This is a genomic window from Rhizobium sp. WYJ-E13, assembly GCF_018987265.1.
Taxonomy (GTDB): Bacteria; Pseudomonadota; Alphaproteobacteria; order Rhizobiales; family Rhizobiaceae; genus Rhizobium.
Genome location: NZ_CP076854.1, coordinates 907530 through 931060 on the forward strand (window position 1 = coordinate 907530; position 23531 = coordinate 931060).

The following is a 23531-nucleotide window of genomic DNA, read 5'->3' on the forward strand; positions in this document are numbered from 1 at the left end:
GGCCACCGTCCTCCCCTTCAACATCCCATCCCAGCCCTTAGCGAGTGCAATCCGTGCATTTGGGCGTCAATCCGGTATGCAGATCACTTTGTCGTCGACGCCGACAGGCTCTGTGAACACCAGCGCCGTTGTCGGTCGATTGACGCCTGCCGACGCGCTTGATCGAATGCTGTCGGGAACGGGAATATCGGCCCATATTTCCGGAGATGGCGGCGCAGCGATGATCGGCAGCGCCGAGATTGTGAATGCCATTCCGCAGGAGGAAGGTGTCACCCAACTTGCTCCGATCGTCATCAAGGGCGGCCGGCGTGCAAGTTCCGGCGCGGGCTATCGCGGCACGCCCGACTGGGTCTACGACGAGCCGGCAAGCGTCAGTGTCATTTCCAGGGAGGCTATTCAAAGCTCTCCCGCCCGTAACGCACGTGACCTGCTCGATACCGCCGCCGGCGTCTATGCCAACCGTTCCGAAGGGCAAAACCCCGGTGTAACGGTCAATATTCGCGGCCTCCAGGACCAGAACCGCGTCGTCACCATGATCGACGGGGCAAGGCAGAATTTTCAGCGCAACGGTCATGGATCGACGCAGCGAACCTATGTCGAAACTGCCTTCATCCGTGAAATCGACGTCGAAAAGAGCGGCACCTCAGGCGTTGGCGGAGCCGGCGCACTCGGCGGTTCGGTCAACTTCCGAACCATCGAAGCCGATGATCTTATAGAAGACGGCCGCCAGTGGGGCGGCGAGTCAAACGCGACCGTTGGCACCAACGAGTTCCAGTTTGATGGCGCAAGCATGGCGGCGGTCAGATTGTCGGACAGCTTCTCGGTGCTCGGCGGCATCAGCCACAAAAAGATTGGCGCCTATGACATCGGCGAGAATGGCGACATCAAGCTCTATGACAGCTCCGTGCATGACGGAGCGGCAATCTTCACGGGGCAGGACTCCTACTCCTACCTGCTGAAGGCCGAGGCGGAGCTCACCGACGATCTCGATACGTCGCTGACCTGGCTTCGCAACGATTCCGACTTCAGCCAGGGCTCCTACAATAACGATGGCGACCTCGATGAAGATACGCAGCAGGTTCTGAACGATACGATCACCAGCAGCCTTCACTGGGATCCCGACAGCAAGCTCATCGATCTCAACGCCCGCCTCTGGTACAACCACACGCGAAACCGCGAGAAGCGCTACGGCTCGGCCATCAACGACGATGGTTTCCCCGTCTATTACGCTCTCGGCACACTGGGCTTCAGCATCGATAATACCAGCCGCTTCGAAACTTCGGCCGGTTCACTTTCGCTGAACTACGGTGTCGAAGCCTTCTTCGATCGCGGCAAGACGGAGACGCTCGAGGATTATTTTCTCAATGGCGTCGATATGACGGCCACCTATACCGGCACGACCCCGTCAGGTGATCGCGACGTCTACAGCGCCTTTACCAATGCTACGTTTGAACATGATGATTGGCTGATGGCGCAGGCCGGCCTGCGCTACGACTATTACAATCTGTCGGGCGATGCATCGCTCTACGGTCTGGAAGTCAAGACCATCGACAACCGGAGATGCCGCTTGTACTTCCCCGACGGCGTGACCTGCCGGATCTGGACGGGTACTATCGATCGCGGAACGGTCTATCCGGAAAATGTCATCCCGGTCGACAATTCGGACGGCGCGCTGCTGCCCTCCGCCATGCTCGCCGTCAAACCCGTCGACTGGCTGCAGCCCTTCGCCAAATATTCGCGCAGCTTCCGTCCTCCGACGATCATGGAAACCTTTCTGACGGGCGGTCACCCCGGCGTCAATCTCGTGGAGAACGCTCCCAATCCCGATCTCGTGGCCGAAGAAGGCAACACGTTCGAGCTTGGTGTGAATGTCACGACCGACGGGCTCTTGTCCGCTGATGACAGCGTGCGCCTGAAGGCCGTCGGCTTTTACCGCGAGATCGAAAACTATATCGCGCTCGGGACAGTTCATCGCGCCGAAACGGGCCGCGACTATGCCTCCTATGTCAATGTCGACGGCACGACGCGCATGAAAGGCATCGAGCTGGAGGCGAGCTACGATGCAGGCAAATGGTATGCCGGCCTTTCCTATACCTATCTGAAGACGGATTTCGGCACGACCTATAGCTACGACGGCACGAGCTACGAGATCGAGCCCTCGATCATTTTCGTGCCGCCGCGCAACAAGTTCACCGTCGATGCCGGCATGCGGCTTTTCGACGACAAGCTGACGATCGGCGGTCGCGCCACCCATGTCGGCGGCACATCGCCCAATATCGGCGTGCTGGCGAGCAACTATGTCACCGAAGACTATTCGCTCTACGACATATACGGGTCCTACGCCTTCAACGACACCGTCAAGCTCCGCTTTGCCGTCAACAACGTGACCGATGTCGCCTACGTCCCGGCGCTCGGGACAATCAGCCTGCCCGGACCGGGACGCACGGCGACGGCATCGCTCAACTTCAAGTTCTAAGCAATTTCCCGGCCGACAGGCCCGGATCCGAGGTTCGTCGACCGACGGACAACCAACCATCAATGGAGAAAGACAATGAGTGTAGGAATTCAGGTCCCCGCCGGTGCGCCCGATTGGGTCAACTATCTCGAAACCACGTGGCTCAACTCCTTCTCATATCGCAGCCATGGCTCGTTCAGCCCGGGCTCGGCGCCTTACGACCAGTGGGTCGCCGGCAACGCCGGTACTGCCCAGTCGGGCGTGGTTCTCAACGGCGATTTCAGCTACATTCCGCCGGGCGGCTTCGTCGGCTCGCTCGACACGCTGGAATTCGGCTCGCATCTGACCGGCAGCACGGCGGCCGGCTATGATCTCAGCACCGTGCTGACGCTGGACCTGTCGGACGCGACCGCCTCTACGGCGTTCACCTATGCGATCTACTACCTCTCCAACTTCGCCGACCTGACGCATCTCTACGACTATCTCGGCGAACAGGGCACGACGCAGACCGGCAATAGCGGCGGCCTCGGCGAGACCCTCTACAGCTTTGCCGGTGACGACGTGCTGACGGGCGCCGGTGCGAGTGACTTCGACACCTTCTACTATCGCGCCGATCTGAATGCCGGCGGATGGGGCGATGATTCCATCACCGACTTCGTTGACGGCAACGACCTGATTGTTCTCGATGGTTATGGCTGGGATGATTACAGCGACTTCGTCACGGCTGGCGGCAGTATTTCCGGCTCGACGATCTCCTACGCCGGCAACAGCATTGACGTCGCTTTCGCAGGCGGCGGCACGCTTGACAGCTCCGATCTGATCTTCGTCGCGTGATCGGCCGATGAGGAACCAATTTCTGGTTCGGACGTCGTCGCAGCCCTTTGCTGCGGCGACGATCCTCCCGCTGAAGAGCAATGTCGTCAGCATTGCCCTCATCAGCGGGGTCGTCAACCTGCTCGCCCTGACGTCGCCCCTGTTCATGCTGCAGGTCTATGATCGCGTGCTCGCAAGCGGCAGCGTTCCGACGCTGATCGGTCTGGCGGTGCTTGCCGCAGGCCTCTACGCATTCCAGTCGATCCTCGATATCGTCCGCACCCGTGTCTTGCTGAGGATCGGCGAGCGATTTGACGGAAAGCTCAGCGCCCGCGTTCATGAGGCCGTGATACGCCTTCCATTGGTCAGTCGACCCCACGGTGATGGCTTGCAGCCATTGCGGGATCTCGACAACGTCCGCGGCTTCCTGTCGGGCACAGGCCCCACGGCCTTTTTTGACCTTCCGTGGATGCCGCTTTATCTCGGCATATGTTTCCTCTTCCACATCTGGATCGGTGTAACGGCGCTCGTCGGCGCGATCATCCTTGTCTCGCTGACGCTGATCACGAACACCCTGTCGCAAGGTCCTATCCGCGAAACCATTGCCCAGAACATGATCCGCAACGGTCTTCTGGAAGGTACCCGTCGCAATGCGGAAGTCGTCCGCGCGATGGGACTGGAAACGCGGCTCGCCAAACGATGGCTGAAGGTCAACGCCGCCTATCTTGCGGCCAACCGTCGGGCCGGCGACATCGGCGGTGGCTTGGGAGGCCTGTCGAAATCGCTGCGCATGATGCTGCAGTCCGCCATTCTCGCTGTCGGCGCATATCTCGTGATCACTCAGCAGGCCACGGGCGGGATCATGATCGCAAGCTCGATCATGATGGGTAGGGCGCTCGCACCCGTCGAACTCGCAATCGGCAACTGGAAACCGTTTCTGATGGCACGCCAGAGCTGGGCGAGGCTTCAGGACCTGCTGGGCAAGATCCCTGAGGTGAAGCCCGTCACGGCTCTGCCGCGCCCCGAACGTGAGTTGCGCATCGAGGCGGTGACCGTCGCGCCTCCGGGCGAAAGAAAACCTACGCTGGCCGGGCTCGGCTTCTCGCTGGTCGCAGGAAACGCACTCGGCGTGATCGGTCCATCCGGATCGGGAAAGTCGACCTTGTCGCGAATCCTGGTCGGCGCCTGGCAGCCGTCGGCGGGCAAGGTCCGGATCGATGGCGCCAGCCTGGACCAGTGGGACAGCGCCACACTCGGTGAGCATATCGGCTATCTCCCGCAGGGCGTGGAGCTGTTCGACGGAACCATTGCCGAAAACATTTCGAGATTCGAGGAAACTCCTGACGCAGACGCGATCATCGCCGCGGCGCGCACGGCCGGTGCCCATGAACTCATCTTGAAATTCGAACTCGGCTACGAGACGCAAATCGGCGAAGGCGGAGCCGCGCTCTCGGCCGGTCAGCGCCAGCGCATCGGCCTTGCGCGTGCCCTTTATCGCGATCCGTTTCTGGTCGTCCTCGATGAGCCCAACGCCAATCTGGACGCCGAAGGTGAAGCCGCTGTTGTCAGGGCCATCGCCGCGGTTCGCGATCGCAAGGGTATCGTCGTCGTCGTTGCCCATAGACCCAGTGCACTTGGGATCGTCGATCATGTGCTGATGATCGAAGGTGGCAGGCAAAAGGCCTTCGGTCTGCGTGACGAGGTGCTTTCCAAAGTTCTCAAGAGCGGCTCGGGCTTGCACTCTGGCAGGGGCTTTCCAGCAACCGGCGTGAGCACTGCACCGCTGCGGGTGATTGCAAACGTCGCCCAGGCGACATCCGATGCAGCAAATGGCGCCATAGCGGATAGTCAGGAGGATGCCGATGTCCGACATTGATGATCGCGAAGTCAGCCGTTCAATCCGTCGCCACCTGATGGTGGGCGTCATCGCTTCGCTCGCGATGGTCGGAGGTGCCGGGGCGTGGGCCTCGGTGACGGATCTCGCCGGAGCGGTCGTGGCATCGGGGCGTTTTGTTGTCGATTCCTACGTCAAGAAGGTCCAGCATCCGAAGGGCGGGGTCGTTGGAGAAATCCTTGTCGGAGAGGGGGATGAGGTCAGGGCCGGTGACGTGCTCATGCGCCTCGATGCCACCCAGACCCGCGCCAACCTGGCGATCGTCACGAAGCGGCTGAACGAATTGGCTGCGCGGCTTGCGCGGCTTGAAACCGAACGTGACGATCTTGACGAGATCGCTTTTCCAGACTGGCTGCTTGCCGCCGACAAGGATCCTGAGGTGGCTGCTGCCATCCATAGCGAATCTCGATTATTCCAATCTCGGCGGGACGCGAGGGAAGGGCAGAAAGCCCAGCTCAATCAGCGCATCGAACAGTTCGAGCATGAAATCGCCGGGCTGAAGGCCCAGGAAGTTGCCTATGGCGAGGGGATAGAGGTTCTGAATACAGAAATATCCGCTCTGAACAGGTTGCGCGAACAGGGCATCGTTTCCGATCAGCGGCTGAACGGCCTCAAAACCCAGGCTGCGACCTTCGGCGGCGAACGCGGCGAGAAGATTGCTTTCCAGGCCCAGTCGGCCGGCCGGATCACGGAAACACGGCTACAGATCCTGCAGATCGATCAGGATCTCAGAACCGAAGTCGGCCGCGAATTGCGGGAGGTCCAGGCGCAGATCGGCGAATATGTCGAGCGCAAAGTGGCAGCCGAGGACGATCTGAAACGCATCGATATCGTCGCTCCGCAATCCGGCGTCGTGCATCAATTGGCGGTCCATACAGTGGGTGGGGTAATCTCTCCTGCCGATCCGATCATGCTGATCGTGCCGGAAGGGGATAATCTGGCCCTTGAAGTTCAGATCGCACCGAAGGATGTGGACCAGATTCAGATCGGGCACGCCGCCTTGTTGCGCATGACCGCTTTTAATCTTCGCACGACACCCGAGCTGAGTGGCGTCGTCAGCCGAATTGCCGCCGATCTGACCACCGACGAACGGTCCGGCCAGTCCTACTATTTGGTGCGTGTGGCTATCCCGCAAGCCGAAAAGGCAAAGCTGAAGAGCCTCACGCTCGTTCCAGGTATGCCGGCCGAAGTGATGATCAAAACGGGTGACCGCACCGCACTCTCCTATCTCGTCAAGCCGCTCTCCGATCAGATCCGGCGCGCCTTTCGGGAGGATTAAGATCGACGCGATCGCCCAAATCGGAGCCCGGCTTTTCGAGCGCTACCATGCCGTGCGGGCAGTCCCTAGCGCGAACGTATGGGAGGACGTGACGAGGGCGACGTGAGCCTTGAGCGAAACGGCACAGTTTCCCGGATAGGAGAGATTGTGCTGGATCAGGTGCTTCAGCAGCTCATCGGCGTTGCGCTTTTCTGTTAGCGGAAATGTCACTGTCATGTGCGTTCCTCGACAGAGCAAATTGACCGTTCGCAGGGATTAAGGCGTGAATCCTTTTGCGCTGCAACAAGAAAAATTTAACCATAAAATTAAAATCGATTAGTTTTTGAAGTATACATTTTAAAATCGTTTTAAATCGGGAAGTTGCCATTGGTGCGGTGTGCGTCGGGTAACTGCGACAAAATCACACGCAGTTGGATAAGACCTTGTTAACCATCCAGGTCGCAGATGGAGAGAGGTTTAAATGTTCTGCCAGAGCGGTGAGAATGCGTTCCGGCCGCGTGGGGCTTTAAATCCGCACATATCCCCCTCGATAGCCGATGCCGACAGGTGGGTTATGCGCTGGTGCGTTCTGTTCTCGGTGTGTGGCAATGTCGATCATTCATAGTATCAGCGTAAGAAGCGGTCGGCTGGTGAAACTCACCTTCGAATCTGCCTCCTTCACGCGGGCCGCTCGCAAAACGACGGGAACGGCACGTCAGGCGAGAAGCCGTATCGTCACTCTCGCAGGCGTCCTCGGCATCGTCTACGCCGGGATGTTCGGCAAGCTGATCTACTATGGACTTGTCGTCGACACGACGACATCGAGCATTCCGCCAAATCCGATCATGGCCTCCCGGCCTGATATTCTCGACCGCAACGGCGAGCTTCTGGCGACCGATATCCGCACGGTTTCGATGTTTGCCGAGCCGAGCCATATGGTCGATGTGGATGAAGCGGTCGAGAAGCTCACGCAGCTTTTCCCGGAGCTCGACCGGAAGGCGCTCTATCAGAAACTGTCGGACAAGCGTTCGCAATTCACATGGCTGCGTCGCCAGCTGACGCCGAAGCAGCAAAGCGAGGTTCTGGCCCTCGGCCTTCCCGCCATCGGCTTCCGCCCGGAAGTAAAGCGCTTCTATCCCGGCGGGCGCACGGCGGCCCACATTCTCGGCTATGTCGATATCGACAACAAGGGCATGGCCGGCATGGAGAAGTATCTCGACACGCAGGGCCTTTCGGATCTGGAATCCACCGGGCTCGCAGTGCGCGAGAATCTGGAGCCGGTGCGGCTGTCGATCGACATCCGGGCGCAGAATGTCGTTCATGACGTCGTCACCGATGCGATCACCACATACAAGGGCAAGGCTGCCGGCGCCGTCATCCTCGACGTCCATACCGGCGAGGTGCTCGCCATGGCGTCCGCTCCCGATTTCGATCCGAATGACCCGCAGGCGACAGGCAGCGAAGGCTGGCTGAACCGCATGTCGAACGGCACCTTCGAAATGGGCTCGACATTCAAGACCTTCTCGATGGCGTTGGCACTCGACAGCGGCACGGTGAAACTCTCCGACAGTTTCGACGCCACTGGGCCGTTGCATTACGGCGGCTTCACAATCCATGACGACCATGATGTGCCGCGCCGCTGGCTGACCATTCCGGAGATCTTCCGCTATTCCTCCAATATCGGCACGGCGAGGATGATGGACCTGGTCGGCATGGATCGTCAGAAGGATTATCTGACCCGCTTTGGCCTGTTGACAAAGATGCAGACCGAGCTGCCGGAGGTGAAAACACCGACACAGCCGAAAGTCTGGAAGAAGATCAATTCGATCACGATCTCCTTCGGCCATGGTGTCGCGACCACGCCACTGCAGACGGCGGTTGCCGGTGCCGCCCTCGTCGACGGCGGCGAGCTCATAGAGCCGACCTTCCTGCCGCGCTCGGCGGAAGCGGCGGCGAAAACCGAACAGCAGATCGTCAAGAAAAGCACCAGCGACACAATTCGTTATCTCTTCAAGCTGAATGGCGAACAAGGCTCCGGGCGCACCGCCGACGTGCCCGGCTTCCATGTCGGCGGCAAGACAGGCACGGCGAATAAGGTTGTGAACGGCCATTATTCGCACACGCTGAGTTTCAACGCCTATCTGGCGGCCTTCCCGATCGATGCCCCGAAATATGTCGTGCTGTCCTTCATCGACGAACCATTGACCGGCCAGCACGGTCTTACCTTCGCGACGAACACGGCAGCTCCGATGGTGCATGACATCATCAGTCGCGTCGCACCGATCCTCGGTGTCGAGCCGGATTTCGGGCAGAACCTGCTGGCCTCATATTGAGACCGTGCCAGACGCTATCCGATAACGCAGGCTACCCGACTTTCACTACTTTGCGTCATCCGGGCTACATACTTGCGGCCTAGGTCATTGGGTGGAGGTGCGCACCTCATGTCCAGTCGAACGAACGTCACTGCAAAACGCCTCATGGACGCCTGCGAGCTGCTGCTTTGCGAGGCGCATGCCCTCGAAGAGCTGACGGCGCGCCGGATTGCGATCCAGGCGCAGGCGACGCCTTCGGCGATCGCCTATCATTTCGGGTCCCAGGAAGAATTGATCACCGCCGTTGCCGAACGTGTCTATCGCCGGCTGAACGCCGAGCGACTGAGTCTGTTGCAGAAAGCCGTCGATCGGCGGGCGCCCAATCCTCCCGATATCGACGAGGTGATAGCAGCACTCGTCGGCCCATCGATCCGCTGGGCGACGGATCCGACGTCGAGCTATCCCGTGCTGTCGCACTTCACCTCAATGGCACACAGCCATCGTGACGGAGCGCCTCACTACCGGCGCATCATCGAGGACGTCGAGCATCACCGGGCTTTCATCCCGCAATTGAAGCGGATCGCGCCCTGGCTCGATGAAGTGGATATCGGCTGGCGTCTGAATTGTGCGCTCGGCATCCGCTCGCAGGTCACCCGCAGCCGGCAGAGAACCGAGGTTCTCACCAATCATCAGATGGATCTCGACAATCCGGATCTCGTCATCGCGCGAATCGTGGAGGTCATTGCGCCGATGTTCCGTCGGGTTTCCTGACCTGCGCAGATCAAGTCCGGACGCGTTTCGAACAGCATTCGAAATCCGTCACGCCTGCGAAACACGCCCCCTCTATCGGTCCCATGAGAGAACCGTCAGGGAGCCTTCCGATGCGCCGCGATACCACTTTCATTCATCTGACCGACCTGCACATCGGCACCGCCGATGATGACCATCTCTATAGCGATACGACCGAGACGCTTAGCCAAGTGCTCGATCTGGTCGCCACAGTCACGCCCAAGCCGCAATTCGTGATCGCCAGCGGCGACCTCACCAATCGTGGCGATGCGGAAAGCTTTCGCAGACTGAAGGAAATCATGGATGCACGGCTCGACGTGCCGGTGATCTATGCACTCGGCAATCACGACACGCGTCCTGGCTTTTATGAAGGCATGGAGGTCACAACAGACGATCCGGACGCTCCCTACGATCACGATGTCGTCGTCGACGGCATCCATATCGTCACGATCGACTCCTCGAAACCCGGGCTGATCGGCGGCACGATCGATCCGGAACAGTTCGACTGGCTCGCCTCGACGCTGGATACGCATCCCGACCTGCCGAAGCTCATCGTCGTTCATCATCCGCCGGCTCTGGGTGAAGAACCTGATACAACCCACTGGCGGACCATTCATTTCCCGCAGTCCGAACGGTTCCGCGCGCTGCTCAAGGGCCGCAACATCATCGGCATTCTCAGCGGACATATCCATCATGACCGCGTTTCAGTCTGGCACGGCATCCTCGTCGTCGTCGGCACCGGACAGCATGCGGCGACCGATATTCTGCGCACCGACATTCTGCGCATGGTGCGTGGCGCCTCTTTCGGTATCGGCACCATCCGCCCGTCCGGCCTCACCATGGCCTTCGTGCCGCTGCCGTCCGACCGCGCCGAACTCAACACCTATCCGCTCGAAATGCTGTTGGCGCGTGCCGTGCCCGTCGCTGCCGAATGAACGTCAGGAGACATACATGTTGCGCAGAACCACGTTGAAGTTCACGGCAGCACTCGCCGCCGCCTCGCTGTTGCCATCAGGCGCATTTGCCGAAATGCCCGCATCCGCCGACAAGCCGGTGACGATCAGCTTCTACAACTACAATCTCGCTTCGGCGAGCGCCGGAGCCGATGCGACCAAGGAACTGATTGCCGGTTTCGAAAAGAAATTCCCCAATATCAAGGTGGAGACCGTTGCCGTCCCGTCCAACGAGATCATGTCGCGTGTGCAGGCCGATATCGTCGCCGGCAAGCAGCCGGACGTGGCGCAATTGGTCTTCCGTGACCTGATCTACATCGCCAGCGACCTCGGCGCCAATGCCCTCGAAGACATGGTCGATGCGAACGAACTGAAGGATCAGATCACCGGCATGATCCCGCAGGGGCTCGAACTCGGCAAGGTCGACGGCAAGACCTATGGCCTTGCCTACACCTTCTCGACGCCGATCCTGTTTTACAATGCCGACCTCTTCAAGCAGGCGGGCCTCGATCCCGACAAGCCGCCGAGAACGTGGGACGATGTCGCGGCTGCCGGCAAGGCCATCAAGGAAAAAACCGGCAAGAACGGCTTCTTCCCCGGCGCCTATGGCCCGACCGACGGCACCTTCGTCTATCAGTCGATCGTCATGTCGAACGGCGGCAAGGTGCGCGACGGCAACACGCTGACCTTTGCCGACGGGGACTCGGCGGACGCCGTCAAGATGCTGCGTGGCATGGTCGACAGCGGCGCGCATGCGAAGATCGATCCGGCCAGCGCGTCCGACACGTTTGCCGCCGGTAACATGGGCATGTTCCTCTATACAAGCGCATTGCTTTCCAGCGTCAAAAAGTCGGCCCAGGGCAAGTTCGACCTGCGCCTTGCTCCGATGCCTTCATTTGGCGACAAGCCGACGGCGCCGACCAATTCCGGCAGCGCCCTCTTCGTCTTCAGCAAGGATCCCGACAAGCAGCGCGCCTCTTATGAACTCCTCAAATATCTGACGAGCAAGGAAGCCTATACGATCATCACCAGCAAGATCGGCTACCTGCCGCTACGCCTCGATATCGTCGATGATCCCAACTACCTCGGCCCCTGGCTCAAGGAAAATCCGATGTTCCGGGCCAACATCAAACAGCTCGACCGTCTGACCGCCAATATCGCCTTTCCCGGACCGAATTATCGTCAGGTCGAGAAGATGATGATGGACGGCGTTCGCGAAGCCGTCTTCGGAAACGGCGACCCTATCGAAGCACTGAAGGGCGCGCAGGAGCAGGGCCAGGACCTGATGCCGTAAGCCCCTTAGTCTTCACGAGGAAGGTGAGGGGCGGCGACATTTGCCGCCCCTCATCGGCAATCGATCGGAGCTTTCGCCAATGACAGATATTCAGGCAGAGGTGGCCGGCCCCGCGTTAACGAAAAAGGCTGCGGAACGATCGAAAATGACCCGCGAAGGTTTTACCATTTCACCCTGGTTGTATCTGGCGCCCGCGCTCATCCTGCTGATGATCTGGACCTACATCCCGCTTGCCGAGACGTTTCGTCTGTCTTTCTATCAATGGAACATGCTGCCGACATCGCCGCAACGCTTTGTCGGGCTATTGAACTACCAGCGGCTGCTGGCACTGCCGGAAATGCGCAACGCCCTCTGGAACACGCTCTGTTACACGATCGGCCTGTTTCCGATGTCGGTGATCATTCCGCTATTCGTAGCGATCTGGACGCAGGATCTCGGCGGTCGCGCCCGGACGATCTACCGGTCGATGATCTTCGTGCCGATGATCATCGCTCCCGTCGTTGCCGCCGTCCTGTGGCGCTGGCTGCTGAACGAAGATCAGGGGCTTGTAACGCTTGCCCTCGATAGTCTGGGGCTCGGCCGCGTCGGCTTTCTGACCGATCCTCTCTATGCCCTGCCGACGTTGACCTGGATCACCGGCTGGAAGCTGATCGGCTTTTCGACGCTGCTCTTTTCCGCCGCCAATGCGGGCATCAACCCGTCCTATATCGAAGCCGCGCGTATTGATGGTGCCAGCCGCTGGCGCATCATTTGCGATATTCGCCTGCCGTTGCTCTCGCCGACGATCCTGCTGCTGTCGATGATGACGGTCCTTTTCGGCGCGCAATGGAGCTTTGCCTATATCAACGTGCTGACCAATGGCGGCCCGCTGAAGTCGACGACCAACATTTTTTACCTGCTCTGGGAATACGGCTTCCAAACGCTTTCGGCCGGCTGGAGTTCGGCCGCCGGCATGATCGCTTTTGCCGGCTTCGCTGTGCTTGCCGCCATGTGCATGTGGCTGACGAAGAGGTTTGCCTTCTATGACAACTGATGCCCTCGACGACCACCGGCCGAGCCGATCGGCGCCGACCCGCGGGTTCGGGCGCAAGTTCGGCGTGCACGCCGTCATGGTCGTGCTCTCGTTCGTTTCGATCTTTCCGATCTACTGGATGATCGTCACATCGTTGCGACCTGAGAACGAGACCTTCTCCACCGCGCTCTGGCCGTCCCATCCGACCTTCGACAATTACCTCTTCGTGTTGACGCGTGTGCCGATGCTGCAGATGCTCTTCAACACGACGCTCGTATCAGCCGCGACTGCGTTGCTGCAGGTCGTGACCGGCATGTTTGCCGCCTACGCGCTGGTGCGCTGGCGCATGCGGCTATCGTCTGTCGTCCATGGCCTGATTGCCTTGTCCTGGCTCGTGCCTTTCCAGGTCACGATGATCCCGAACTACGTGCTCGCCTCCAGGATAGGGCTGCTCGACACATTGACGGGTCTCGTTGTGCCGAATGCCGCCCACGCATTTGCGATCCTGCTCCTCTATCATGCCATGCGGGCCTTTCCGACCGAAGTGCTGGAGGCTGCGCGCATGGATGGCGCACGGAGCTTCCGCATCCTCTGGCAGATCGTCACGCCGAATATGGGCGCCCCCATCGCCTCCTTATCGATCATCGCCTTCATTTCCGCCTGGAACGAATATTTCTGGCCGCTGCTACTGTCGCGCAAGCCAGAGAACTCCGTCGTGCAGATTGGCTTGCAGATGTTCATGACCCAGGAGGGTAACCTCTGGGGACCGCTGATGGCGGCGGCGGCACTCGCCAGCCTGCCGATCCTACTGATCTATCTCGTTCTCCAGCGACACGTCATCGAATCCTTCATGAAATCCGGAATCCGCTGATCATGCAAAATTATGAAAGACTCATCGCACTCACTGGCGCCCGCAACGTGCGCGACCTTGGTGGCTATCCGGCCGGCAACGGTGGACTGACGCGCTGGCGTTCGGTTCTGCGTGGCGACACATTGCATGCGTTGAGTGCGGCCGATATCGAGGCGCTGATCGCTTACGGGGTCAAGACGGTGATCGACTTGCGCAATCCGCAGGAAATCGCCCAGGAGGCCAATCCTTTTACGGATGATGCGCGGGTCCGTTACGACAACGTCCCGCTCTTGTCGGCTTTGGCGCCGGTCGAAATGATGGCAGCGCAATCGTCCGATTTCGATATGAGCGACCGCTACTGCCAAGCACTCGACAATTGTCAGCCGGCGATCGCCAAGGTGCTGACGATGATCGCACACGCATCGGACGGGATCGTTCTTTTCCATTGCACGGCCGGCAAGGATCGCACCGGTATCATTGCCGCTCTGCTGCTCGCCCATGCCGGCGTCGACGAAGCTGTTATCATCGAAGATTACGCCCTGACCGGATCGATATCCGTTCCCTTGCTTGCCGACCTCCATGTACGGGCGGTCGCACGCGGCGTGCCTTCGAGCCTCGCGGATGTGGTTCTCGCATCGGCGCCGCACAGCATGGCCCGCACACTCGGGCACCTTGCCAGACGTTACGGCGGCGTTGGCGCCTATCTCGCGCAGATAGGCTTGGACCAATCGGAAATCACCGGCCTCAAGCGGCGGCTCTGCGTTTGAGCCTTGCCTTGTCTCGTTAAAAGCGACTTGCTGTGATGCCGGCAATTGCAGTGGCGACCGCCCGGTAATCAGACGGCCGTATCATCGCGGCAGGTCAAGGCAGCGTATGTCCTGCAGCCCTGAACAGCCGGTACCATTCCTCGCGAGTCAGCGAGACAGAAGAGCCGGCCGCGGCTTCGATGACACGTTCCGGCTTCGTGGTGCCGAGAACGACCTGGATCTTTGCCGGATGACGGGTGATCCAGGCGACTGCAATGCCGGTCGGGGTGACGCCATAGGCCTTCGCGAGCTCGTCGATGGCGTCGTTCAAATCGGCGAAATTTTCACGGTCGCCGAGGAATACGCCGTCGAAGAAGCCCTTCTGGAACGGCGACCACGCCTGCAGCATCATGCCGTTGATCCGGGAATAGTCGAGGAGGCCGTTGTCGCGATCGACGGACTGGTCAAGCCCGGCCATATTGGCGGCAACTCCTGATGCAATCAGCGGCGCATGGGTGATGCTGAGTTGCACCTGGTTGACGATGAGCGGTTGCTTGACAGCGGTCTTGAGCAGTTCGATCTGGCCGGGTGTGTGGTTGGAGACGCCGAAATGCCTGACCTTGCCCGACGTTTTAAGCGTGTCGAAGGCTGTTGCGACTTCCTCGGGCTCGACGAGCGTGTCAGGGCGATGCAGCAGAAGCACGTCCAGATAGTCGCTTCGCAGGGCTGCGAGCGACTGATCCACCGAGGCCAGAATATGCTCGGCGGAGAAATCGAAAAATCCCTTGCGGATGCCGACCTTGCTCTGGATGACAAGCTTCTCACGCTCGGAGGCGTTAAGAGAAATCGCCTCGCCGAAACGGGCCTCACAGCGATGAGGCGCGCCGCCATAAATATCCGCATGGTCGAAAAACGTCACGCCGGCATCCCGTGCGGCGCCGACCAGCTGTTGGATTTCGCCGTTCGTCATTTTGGCGATCCGCATCATCCCGAGGATGATGCTGGACACGTCGAGGTCCGTCTGCGGAAGCTTATAGAGTTTCATGATGAATACCTCAGGGTTGCCAAATAACTAAATGGTTATCCGCTTTTACGGGAACGGCGGTCGGGTGGCTAGCCGAAGCTACTGTTACCAGGCGTCCGCAGAGATCGGCTTCGGATATGGCTGCTCCCTTTGCACGCAACTCCCATGATAGGCTAGAGATTGCCGTGTTGCAGTAGCGGCGTCGATTGTCGAAGTGGAGGAAATCTGGGTGGCGGATCAAGCAAAACTGGCGGCATCCCGCAGGGCTGCCCAGCGGGTGACCCTGCGCACGGTGGCGAACTTGCTTGGCCTGTCCGTCACGACCGTCAGTCGCGCGCTAAAGGATGGCCCCGAGGTCAACCGCGAGACGATCGACCTCGTCAAGAAAGCGGCATCCGACCTCGGCTACCGTCCCAACCTCGGAGGCATCAATCTGAGAACGGGAAAAACCCATGCTGTCGGCGTCATCATGCCGTTCCATCGAGACGGCGAGATGAATATCGTCGTTGCCTCGCTGATCGAGGGCTTCTGCGGTGCAATGAAGCAACGTGGGTATCGCACGACAGTCGCCCCGCAGTTTCAGGCTGACGACCCGCTGGCAACGGTGCGGGATCTTGTCGAAGAGGGAACGGTTGACGGCGTCATCCTTACTCATACGAGGCCGCAGGACGATCGGGTGAAATATCTGCTGGAAGTCGGCATGCCCTTTGTCACCTTCGGCCGCACTGAGCTGCTCAGCAAACATCCGAGCATCGATATCGAGCATGAGGAGATCGGCGCGGCGGCGGCGGCGCGGCTGCTCGATGCCGGGCACAAGGCGCCGTTGCTCGTCGCGCCCTCCAGCCAGTTCACCTACAGCCTGCAATTTATCAAGGGCTGGACGAGCGAATTCAACCGCAGGAACCTGACCGTTCCCGACGAGAGGATGTTCTTTACCGCAACCACGCCTGATAGCGGCAAGAAGATTGCCGCGGATGCGCTTGCGAAATATCCAGACGTGACCAGCGCCTTCGTTGCAAGCGACGAGGCGGCCCTCGGCTTCGTTTCCGCTCTGGCCGATCTTGGTCGAAAGGTCGGCGAGGATTTTTCCATCCTGACCTATTCCGGCAGTCGTCTTCACGACTTCTACAATCCGCCGCTCAGCACCTATTATTTTCCGAATTTCGTCATCGGACAGCGCCTGAGCGATCTTCTCTACAGGTCGATGCAGGGCGAGCCGGCATCCGGCCTGACCGAGATCGTCCACGCAAGTTTTGTCGAACGCCGCAGCGAATTCAGCCTTCGCTGAAAATCCCCAAAAATCCGGCACAGGTAAGTTATTCGTAACGTTACGAATTCACCTTCCTTGCCGCAATGCGGCAAAAGCTCCATGACAGAAGCCGTTGACAGCTTAAGCCTCACTATGCATTCGTAACGTTACGAATTGGCATTTGGAGCGGGTTGGAGCGCTTTAAGAGCCAAGACAAGCCACTGCGACAATGATGGGAGGACGGCGTGGGTGCTCAAGCACTTTTTTTCGGCTCGCCAATTTGGACGTTCAACTGGAACCCACCTTATACAGCGCCGCTGCGCCGGCTGGCAGCTACCGGCTGCAAGGGATTCGAGCTGACCGCATGGTCGGTCGACATGCTCGGTTACTACACCGACGAGACGATCCGCGAGCTCAAATCAATTGCCGACGGTGAAGGGCTGACGCTGACCAACTTCTTCTACAATCTGCCATTCGCACGTGATGACGGTGCGCCGGTTTCGCATGTGGACCTGGATGCATATAAACGTGGCGTCGAGCTGGCGGCAAAGATCGGCACACCGATCATGACAAGCATGACTCCCTATCCCTTCCAATCCGAAGTACGTCCGATCCTGCAGAGGCCGACGGCTCAGGAATGGTCGGCAGCCGTTCGGCCCGAGTGGGATTGGACTGCGGAATACGATGTCGTCGTCGAAGGTTTCGCTGCAGCCTGCGCCATTGCTGCGGATGCCGGGCTGCGCGTCGCCATCGAGCCGCATCCCTATCGCTGGGTCAGTTCCGGGCAGGGCATGCTGCGGCTGATCGAGCGCACCGGGGCTCCCAATCTCGGGCTCAATTTCGACCCCAGCCATCTCTTCCCTGCTGGTGACATGCCGCACTACGTGGTGCTGTCGCTTGCAGACCGGATCTACAACACGCATTTCTCCGACAATGAAGGGCACACCAATGCTCATTGGCGTCCTGGCCGCGGCAAGATCGACTGGACGGCGATTTTCGCGGCGCTGCGCACAATAGGCTATTCCGGGCCGATCACCCTGGAGCTTGAGGATGCGCCCGGTGCATCGCACTGGACCCATTTTCGGGAAGCCACGCCGGAATTCGATTCCGAAATGAAACGCGGCATCCGTTATCTGCGCGACTGCGCCGCCGAAATCGACATCACTATTACCTGAGGAACCAGAATGAGCGGAAACAGCCCCATGAAAGTCGGCATCGTTGGCGCTGGAAACATCAGCGCCACCTACGTCGCCACACTGCATATGTTCGATTTCATTCGCGTGAAGTCGATCTACGACCTCTATGAGGAGCCGGCGCGCAAGCTCGCCGAGCAGTTCGGTGTCCAATCGGTGTCGCTCGCTACAATGCTCGCCGATCCCGAAATCGGCCTCATCATCAACTTGACCACGCCGACCGCCCATTATTCGATCAGCAAGAGGGCGCTGCTTGCCGGCAAACACGTCTATTCGGAAAAGCCGCTCGGCGTTTCGATGGAAGAGGCCGAAGAACTGATGGCGCTCGCCCGCGCCGGCGATCTGCGGCTCGGCTGCGCCCCCGATACGTTCCTCGGCGGTGGCCATCAGTTGACGCGTCGTCTTTATGATGAGGGACGCATCGGCACGGCGATTTCCGCGACCGCGATGTTGCTTCTGCCCGGCCACGAGCACTGGCATCCCAATCCGGCCTTCTTCTACGGTCGTGGCGGAGGGCCGATGCTCGATGTCGGGCCTTATTATGTGACCAATCTGATTGCCCTTCTGGGGCCGGTCCGCGAAGTCTTCGGTGCTGCCAAGGTCACCCGCATAGAGCGAACCGTGAAGACGCAGCCACGGTTCGGCGAAACGATCAAGGTGCTGACGCCGACGCATCTGACCGGCGTCATGGAATTCCACAGCGGCGCGACCGTGACGATCGCTACCAGCTTCGACGTCATCAAACACAAGCACAACCAGATCGAGATCTATGGCTCCAAGGGCTCGATGGTGACGCCGGACCCGAACAATTTCACGGGCAAGGTCGAGATCTTCACCGAGGGGGGCGAAACCTGGGAAGAGGTCGCCGTCGACCATCCTTATGTCGAAGGCGTTCCCGGCCATCTGGGCCTCAGGGGACTAGGCGCTGCCGAGATGGTGGATTCGTTGCGCTCCGGCAGGCCACATCGCGTCTCGTCAGAACTCGCCTTCCACGCGCTTGAGGTCATGACCGCCTTTGAACGATCTGCCCAGTCGAAGCGGCCGGTCGCCATCCGCAGCAGTTGCGGCCGCCCGGACCCGATCCCGCAGCACCTGAAGGAAGGCAAGTTCACATAGGGTTTCCTCCCAGACCAGCGGGCGACGCGCAAATGCGCCGTCCGTCTCCCGGGGAGGGAGGCTGTCTGATATCCTAGAACGCGGCTGGCTTTGAGCAGCCCGTAACGGTTGGGCATCTATCGCTGCTTCGGTTTTGCGGTCGTCTTTTGATTCGCTCGCTTGGGTCCAGCAGCCAGGTCCGCCGGAATTTCGGGGGGCACGGACCGGATATCGTTGGTGATGGACTGCGCTGCCGCGATCACCGCCTGCCTGATATCTGCCACACGCTTTTCGTCCACCCCCGTGACGAAAGGAACGCTGACAGCCGCAATGACCGTGTCTTGATGATCCCTTACCGGAGCTGCGATCGCATGAACACCGGACATCTGCTCTCCCATGTCCCGCGCCCAATTCTGCTTGCGGATCAGCGCAAGCTCTTCAAGCATTTGCTTGGGATCCGTAATCGTCTGGTTGGTAAAGCGCTCGAGCTTGGTCAGGCGCCGCTCGATGTCCTCCTGCAATGAAAAGGCAAGCAGGATCTTGCCGGCAGCACCTGCGTGAAACGGCAACCGCTGGCCGGCGGTGGCCGACAGTGCATATTGGCCGTGCCCCTGTGCCGAGGCGACAACCAGGATATTGTCGCCTGACGGTACCGTCAGCTTGCTGCCTTCGCCCAACAGCTCGGAGATTTTGTTCAGATGCGGCTGCGCGATCGCCAGCAGGTCATAACTTGCAACGGTCGGAGCAACATGGGCCGCAAGCGTCAGAAGGCGGCGCCCGAGCGTATAGCTTCCTGCCGGTGAACGATGCACGAAATCGTAAGCGCTCAGCGTGTTGAGCATGCGGTACACGGTCGTACGCGACAGCTTCACCGCCTTGACCACGTCGCGGATCGTCGCGCCCTCCGGCGTGCGTTCCAGCAGCGCGAACACCTCCACCATCTGCTCGATGACGGGGATGCGGTACTTCTGCGCGGCGTCTTCACTAATGTCGGTCATTCAAATCCTGCCAAGCCTATCAGGCAACGCTTCGCCTTCCATAAGCAATGCGTGGAGTTCACGCAATCGCGGCTCCTTTCGATTGACTCCGGCACGAGAATGCCGGTAAATTCATACATGAATTTATATCAGTTCAAATAAGAAACGTCACGTCGATTTATTCCCGACGTGGCGTTCCGAAAAAGAGTGCCGGATCGGAGGCTCGGCGAGCACTGTTTCAGCACGCGCGGGTGCAACGGAAATACGGAGGAGGATGCAATGAAGAGTGTGAAATCGATCGGACATGTGGCTGTCAGTGTGAAGAACATCGACCGCTCGCTCGACTTTTATGTCAACAAGCTAGGCTTCGACGAAATGTTCCGGCTTGAACGCGACGGCCGCTTGTGGATCGTCTATCTCAGGATCACTGACACCCAGTTCATCGAGCTGTTTCCAGAAGGTGTCGGCGACAGCGCCCCGCCGTTTGCCAATGTCGGCTACAATCATCTCTGCCTCGAGGTCGAAAACATCGATGAGGCGATCGCCGATATCACCAGCCGCGGCGTTGTGCTGACAGCCGAGAAGAAGCTCGGCGTCGACAACAACTACCAGGCCTGGATCGCAGATCCCGAAGGCAACCGCATCGAACTGATGCAGCTTGGTGCCGACGCCATGCAGACGGCCGCCGTTCGCCGCATCAAGGGGCTGGTCTGAGCCATGGATCTTTTCAAGCATCTCGGCCACATCGCATTGCGCGTCAACGACCTCGACAAGTCCCTGGCCTTTTATCAGAAACTCGGCTTTCGCGAGATGACGCGACTGTTCAACGATCAGGGCGAGGCGTGGATCGTCTATCTGCGCATCAACGACGATCAGTATCTGGAGCTTTTCCCGAAAGGCGTAAAGCGGCCGGAAACCGGCCCAGACGCCATTGGCATCTTCCATATCTGCCTCACCGTTGAGGACATCGACAAGACGTTCGAAGAGCTTGCAAAAGTCGGCATTCAGCCGAGTAAACCGAGACCGACAAAGATCGGCATCGACGGCAATCGCGGCGCATGGATCGAGGATCCCGATGGCACGCAGATCGAGGTCATGGAAATGGCGCCAGATTGCATTCAGTTGCAGGCCATCAAGAGACTTCAGACGGAATCAGTCTGACTGGACTGTATTTCGACTATCGGCTCTGTGATTGAAAGAACCCGGCAGCACTCTGCCGGGTTCTTTCGTGTCGGGGTTCAGAAGATCTGGTCGTAGGCGTTCTGCATCGCCTGCACGAAATCGTCTTCGGTGCGGCTCGGATCGCTCCAATATTTGTCGGCCTCCTGCCAGATGGTGCGATACCAATCGGCGTCCGCCGTATTGAAGGGGTTGGACACCTGCTTCGACGGGTCCTTCAGCGTTTCCAGGACGAGCTTGTTGCAGGCATCAAGGTTTGTCGTGTCGGCATCGGTGCGGACGGGGCTTGCCCCCTTCTTCAGCACAAATTCGGCGTTCAGCTTCGGATCGACATCAAGCTTGGCGAAGTCCTCCTGGGCTTTGGCGGTGTCAGCGTTATTCGTGTTGAGGAAGCCCCAGGAATCGACGGTCACGACGACGGCCTTGGTGCCCGGGATATTCATGCAGTCGAAATCCGTGCCCAGCTTCTTCTGCGCAGCGACGAACTCGCCTTTCATCCAGTCGCCATGGATCTGCAGTAGGGCCTTTCCAGTGATGACGAGATTGGTCGTGTCATTCCACTGGCGGTTCGGGGATCCCGGATCCGTGTGCTCGGCGATTTGGCGGAAACGCTTCAGTGCTGCCCGCATTTCCGGGGTGTCGATCACGTCGCGATCAGGCTTTTCGCCGTAGAAACGATCGTAGATTTCAGGGCCTTCCTCGGAAGCGATCAGGGCCTGAAGAAGATAGGCCTTCTGAAACTGGTCGCCACCCTGCGCAATCGGTATGTAACCAGCAGCCTTGACCTTGTCGAAGGCGGCAAAGAGATCGTCGAGAGACTTCCAGGACTTCGGATCGACGCCTGCCGCCTCGGCGACATGCTTGTTGTAATAGACCATCCCGTCGATATGCACCGTGGCCGGGGCCTTCATGATCTCGCCGTCGACAGTGATGTTCTTCAGAACAGACGGCGGGAAATTATTCGTCGCTCCGATGCTGTCGAACAACTTGGTCAACGGCACGCCGAGCCCCTGCTTGTTCAGATCCCGATAGATGCCGGGATCGGAATTCATGAAGATCGCAGGCGGATTGCCGCCGGTGATCATGTTCATCAGGCTGACATTGGCGCCGGAATCGTGGGCTATCGAGAGGTCCTTCCATTGGTGACCGTCCTTGGCCCAAGCCTCCCGCAGGACGGTGAGCGCCGCAATCTCGGATGGTTTCGACCAGGTGTGATAGACGACGACTTCATCTGCCCAGGCGTTTGCGGCAAGAGTGGTCGCGGCAAGCAACAGCGATAGTCGTTTCAGCGATTTCCATTTCGTCATGCAACATTCCTCCCTTTTAGATCTGATCAGAGCCGTTGGCCGGTCGGGCCGTCAAAGACGTTCAACTTGGTGAGCGGCAGATAGACGGGCAGGGCCGGTCTGCCCCGGTAGCGGTTCGCATCGCGGCCATCGATACGCACGGCGATGCTCTTTCCCGACATGGTCAGGAAGGCGAAGGCATCGGGTCCGGATTTCTCGAAATATTCGACCGGGCAGTCGAAGCGGACGGTGTTTCCCGCATCCGCGCGTTCCTCGATCAGCAGTTCCTCCGCCCGGAAGCCGATCTTGACGGGCTTGCCTTCGGCCGCCTTGGCCTTCCATTTGTATTCGCCAAGGCTGATGCTGACGCCGTCCTTCTCATCCACGGCGACAAGGTCAGTGCCTTCCTGCCGGACAACGCAATCGAGCAGGTTCATGGCCGGCGACCCGACGAAATCGGCAACGAACAGATTGGCCGGCTCGTTGTAGATTTCATCCGGTGTGCCGAATTGCTGGATGACACCCTTGTTCATCACGGCAATCTTGGTCGCCATCGTCATGGCTTCGACCTGGTCATGCGTGACGTAGACGACGGTGTTTCTGAGCTGATTGTGGAGCTTCTTGATCTCCATCCGCATCTCGTTGCGCAGTTTGGCATCGAGGTTGGAAAGCGGCTCGTCAAACAGGCAGACGCCATATTGCTTGACCAGTGCCCGGCCGATCGCAACGCGCTGGCGCTGGCCGCCGGAAAGCTGGGAGGGCTTGCGGTCGAGAAGGTGTTCGATCTGTAAGAGTTTGGCGGCCCATGCGATGCGCTTATCCGCCTCCTCGCGCGATATACCGCGGGAGGACAGCCCGAAATTCATGTTTCCGCGCACCGTCTTGGTGGGATAGAGCGCATAGGACTGGAAGACCATTGCAAGGCCCCGGTCCTTGGGGTCGAGGTAACTGACATCCCGCTCGTCAATGAGGATTTCTCCATCGTCGATTTCGAGCAGACCGGCGAGAAGATTAAGAAGCGTTGTCTTGCCACAGCCGGATGGCCCGAGCAGCACCAGAAATTCCCCGTCACCGATACTGAGATTCAGGTTCTCGATGACCGTCAGGGCACCGAATTTCTTGACGATATTGTTGAATGCGATGGAAGGCATG

At 59.4% G+C, this 23531-nt stretch carries 21 protein-coding genes; 16 read left to right on the forward strand and 5 right to left on the reverse strand.

All coding sequences use genetic code 11. The annotated features are described in order from the left end of the window. The first annotated feature begins 76 nt into the window (after positions 1-76). From KQ933_RS25710 to KQ933_RS25725, 4 genes are all read left to right on the forward strand, one after another. Positions 77-2476, forward strand: a complete 2400-nt coding sequence (locus tag KQ933_RS25710; RefSeq protein ID WP_253958422.1) for a TonB-dependent receptor — start codon at positions 77-79, stop codon at positions 2474-2476. Positions 2477-2551: 75 nt separating this feature from the next. Continuing rightward, the gene (locus KQ933_RS25715) at positions 2552-3289 is read left to right on the forward strand and encodes a heme acquisition protein HasA (RefSeq protein ID WP_216760625.1); all 738 of its coding nucleotides are present in this window, start codon (positions 2552-2554) and stop codon (positions 3287-3289) included. Between the two features lie 7 nt (positions 3290-3296). Then, positions 3297-5144, forward strand: coding sequence for a type I secretion system permease/ATPase (locus tag KQ933_RS25720; RefSeq protein ID WP_253958423.1), 1848 nt, complete (start codon positions 3297-3299; stop codon positions 5142-5144). Continuing rightward, complete coding sequence (locus tag KQ933_RS25725) at positions 5131-6441, forward strand: HlyD family type I secretion periplasmic adaptor subunit (RefSeq protein ID WP_216760626.1); 1311 nt, start codon at positions 5131-5133, stop codon at positions 6439-6441. The genes KQ933_RS25720 and KQ933_RS25725 overlap by 14 nt, the downstream gene beginning before the upstream one ends. A 42-nt stretch (positions 6442-6483) precedes the next feature. On the opposite strand, the gene KQ933_RS25730 is transcribed toward KQ933_RS25725, so the two are convergent. Further along, on the reverse strand, positions 6484-6657 hold the full coding sequence (locus KQ933_RS25730) for a hypothetical protein (protein WP_183732908.1): 174 nt from the start codon (positions 6655-6657) through the stop codon (positions 6484-6486). A gap of 371 nt (positions 6658-7028) precedes the next feature. Between KQ933_RS25730 and KQ933_RS25735 the strand changes: the two genes are divergently transcribed. From KQ933_RS25735 to KQ933_RS25765, 7 genes are all read left to right on the forward strand, one after another. Next, a complete protein-coding gene (locus tag KQ933_RS25735) occupies positions 7029-8753 on the forward strand; it encodes a penicillin-binding protein 2 (RefSeq protein WP_183732905.1) in 1725 nt (574 codons plus the stop codon). A 108-nt stretch (positions 8754-8861) separates the two neighbouring features. Next, positions 8862-9503 carry a TetR/AcrR family transcriptional regulator gene (locus KQ933_RS25740; protein ID WP_216760627.1) on the forward strand — a complete coding sequence of 214 codons (642 nt, stop codon included), beginning with the start codon at positions 8862-8864 and terminating at the stop codon, positions 9501-9503. Positions 9504-9613: 110 nt separating this feature from the next. Continuing rightward, positions 9614-10456: a metallophosphoesterase gene (locus KQ933_RS25745; RefSeq protein ID WP_216760628.1), complete on the forward strand. Its 843-nt coding sequence runs from the start codon at positions 9614-9616 to the stop codon at positions 10454-10456. 16 nt (positions 10457-10472) lie between these two features. After that, positions 10473-11768 carry an ABC transporter substrate-binding protein gene (locus KQ933_RS25750; protein ID WP_216760629.1) on the forward strand — a complete coding sequence of 432 codons (1296 nt, stop codon included), beginning with the start codon at positions 10473-10475 and terminating at the stop codon, positions 11766-11768. A gap of 79 nt (positions 11769-11847) precedes the next feature. Next, complete coding sequence (locus tag KQ933_RS25755; protein WP_216760630.1) at positions 11848-12801, forward strand: carbohydrate ABC transporter permease; 954 nt, start codon at positions 11848-11850, stop codon at positions 12799-12801. Next, on the forward strand, positions 12791-13651 hold the full coding sequence (locus tag KQ933_RS25760) for a carbohydrate ABC transporter permease (protein WP_216760631.1): 861 nt from the start codon (positions 12791-12793) through the stop codon (positions 13649-13651). Before KQ933_RS25755 ends, KQ933_RS25760 begins: the two co-directional genes overlap by 11 nt. A 2-nt stretch (positions 13652-13653) precedes the next feature. Beyond that, complete coding sequence (locus tag KQ933_RS25765) at positions 13654-14397, forward strand: tyrosine-protein phosphatase (RefSeq protein WP_216760632.1); 744 nt, start codon at positions 13654-13656, stop codon at positions 14395-14397. Between the two features lie 94 nt (positions 14398-14491). On the opposite strand, the gene KQ933_RS25770 is transcribed toward KQ933_RS25765, so the two are convergent. Then, complete coding sequence (locus tag KQ933_RS25770) at positions 14492-15421, reverse strand: aldo/keto reductase family oxidoreductase (RefSeq protein ID WP_216760633.1); 930 nt, start codon at positions 15419-15421, stop codon at positions 14492-14494. A gap of 208 nt (positions 15422-15629) precedes the next feature. On the opposite strand from KQ933_RS25770, the gene KQ933_RS25775 reads away from it, so the two are divergent. From KQ933_RS25775 to KQ933_RS25785, 3 genes are all read left to right on the forward strand, one after another. Continuing rightward, positions 15630-16688 carry a substrate-binding domain-containing protein gene (locus KQ933_RS25775; RefSeq protein WP_216760634.1) on the forward strand — a complete coding sequence of 353 codons (1059 nt, stop codon included), beginning with the start codon at positions 15630-15632 and terminating at the stop codon, positions 16686-16688. Between the two features lie 206 nt (positions 16689-16894). Continuing rightward, positions 16895-17824, forward strand: coding sequence for a sugar phosphate isomerase/epimerase (locus tag KQ933_RS25780; RefSeq protein WP_216760635.1), 930 nt, complete (start codon positions 16895-16897; stop codon positions 17822-17824). A gap of 9 nt (positions 17825-17833) precedes the next feature. Further along, positions 17834-18958 carry a Gfo/Idh/MocA family protein gene (locus KQ933_RS25785; protein WP_216760636.1) on the forward strand — a complete coding sequence of 375 codons (1125 nt, stop codon included), beginning with the start codon at positions 17834-17836 and terminating at the stop codon, positions 18956-18958. 116 nt (positions 18959-19074) lie between these two features. On the opposite strand, the gene KQ933_RS25790 is transcribed toward KQ933_RS25785, so the two are convergent. Beyond that, positions 19075-19935, reverse strand: coding sequence for an IclR family transcriptional regulator (locus tag KQ933_RS25790; protein WP_216760637.1), 861 nt, complete (start codon positions 19933-19935; stop codon positions 19075-19077). 258 nt (positions 19936-20193) lie between these two features. Between KQ933_RS25790 and KQ933_RS25795 the strand changes: the two genes are divergently transcribed. Together KQ933_RS25795 and KQ933_RS25800 are read left to right on the forward strand one after the other, a co-directional pair. Beyond that, positions 20194-20628 (forward strand): VOC family protein, encoded by a 435-nt coding sequence (locus KQ933_RS25795; RefSeq protein ID WP_216760638.1) that lies wholly within the window; start codon positions 20194-20196, stop codon positions 20626-20628. A 3-nt stretch (positions 20629-20631) separates the two neighbouring features. After that, positions 20632-21075 (forward strand): VOC family protein, encoded by a 444-nt coding sequence (locus tag KQ933_RS25800; protein WP_216760639.1) that lies wholly within the window; start codon positions 20632-20634, stop codon positions 21073-21075. Positions 21076-21152: 77 nt separating this feature from the next. Here KQ933_RS25800 and KQ933_RS25805 read toward each other — a convergent pair whose 3' ends face one another. Then, entirely contained in the window at positions 21153-22400 is a 1248-nt protein-coding gene (locus tag KQ933_RS25805; RefSeq protein ID WP_216760640.1) for an ABC transporter substrate-binding protein, read from the reverse strand. A gap of 26 nt (positions 22401-22426) precedes the next feature. Beyond that, entirely contained in the window at positions 22427-23530 is a 1104-nt protein-coding gene (locus KQ933_RS25810) for an ABC transporter ATP-binding protein (protein WP_216760641.1), read from the reverse strand. Position 23531 lies beyond the last annotated feature (1 nt).

Coding starts and splice junctions, on each gene's coding strand:
- KQ933_RS25710 (WP_253958422.1), top strand. CDS start 77: ATGCAGATCACTTTGTCGTCGACGCCGACAGGCTCTGTGAACACCAGC.
- KQ933_RS25715 (WP_216760625.1), top strand. CDS start 2,552: ATGAGTGTAGGAATTCAGGTCCCCGCCGGTGCGCCCGATTGGGTCAAC.
- KQ933_RS25720 (WP_253958423.1), top strand. CDS start 3,297: ATGAGGAACCAATTTCTGGTTCGGACGTCGTCGCAGCCCTTTGCTGCG.
- KQ933_RS25725 (WP_216760626.1), top strand. CDS start 5,131: ATGTCCGACATTGATGATCGCGAAGTCAGCCGTTCAATCCGTCGCCAC.
- KQ933_RS25730 (WP_183732908.1), bottom strand. CDS start 6,657: ATGACAGTGACATTTCCGCTAACAGAAAAGCGCAACGCCGATGAGCTG.
- KQ933_RS25735 (WP_183732905.1), top strand. CDS start 7,029: ATGTCGATCATTCATAGTATCAGCGTAAGAAGCGGTCGGCTGGTGAAA.
- KQ933_RS25740 (WP_216760627.1), top strand. CDS start 8,862: ATGTCCAGTCGAACGAACGTCACTGCAAAACGCCTCATGGACGCCTGC.
- KQ933_RS25745 (WP_216760628.1), top strand. CDS start 9,614: ATGCGCCGCGATACCACTTTCATTCATCTGACCGACCTGCACATCGGC.
- KQ933_RS25750 (WP_216760629.1), top strand. CDS start 10,473: ATGTTGCGCAGAACCACGTTGAAGTTCACGGCAGCACTCGCCGCCGCC.
- KQ933_RS25755 (WP_216760630.1), top strand. CDS start 11,848: ATGACAGATATTCAGGCAGAGGTGGCCGGCCCCGCGTTAACGAAAAAG.
- KQ933_RS25760 (WP_216760631.1), top strand. CDS start 12,791: ATGACAACTGATGCCCTCGACGACCACCGGCCGAGCCGATCGGCGCCG.
- KQ933_RS25765 (WP_216760632.1), top strand. CDS start 13,654: ATGCAAAATTATGAAAGACTCATCGCACTCACTGGCGCCCGCAACGTG.
- KQ933_RS25770 (WP_216760633.1), bottom strand. CDS start 15,421: ATGAAACTCTATAAGCTTCCGCAGACGGACCTCGACGTGTCCAGCATC.
- KQ933_RS25785 (WP_216760636.1), top strand. CDS start 17,834: ATGAGCGGAAACAGCCCCATGAAAGTCGGCATCGTTGGCGCTGGAAAC.
- KQ933_RS25790 (WP_216760637.1), bottom strand. CDS start 19,935: ATGACCGACATTAGTGAAGACGCCGCGCAGAAGTACCGCATCCCCGTC.
- KQ933_RS25795 (WP_216760638.1), top strand. CDS start 20,194: ATGAAGAGTGTGAAATCGATCGGACATGTGGCTGTCAGTGTGAAGAAC.
- KQ933_RS25800 (WP_216760639.1), top strand. CDS start 20,632: ATGGATCTTTTCAAGCATCTCGGCCACATCGCATTGCGCGTCAACGAC.
- KQ933_RS25805 (WP_216760640.1), bottom strand. CDS start 22,400: ATGACGAAATGGAAATCGCTGAAACGACTATCGCTGTTGCTTGCCGCG.
- KQ933_RS25810 (WP_216760641.1), bottom strand. CDS start 23,530: ATGCCTTCCATCGCATTCAACAATATCGTCAAGAAATTCGGTGCCCTG.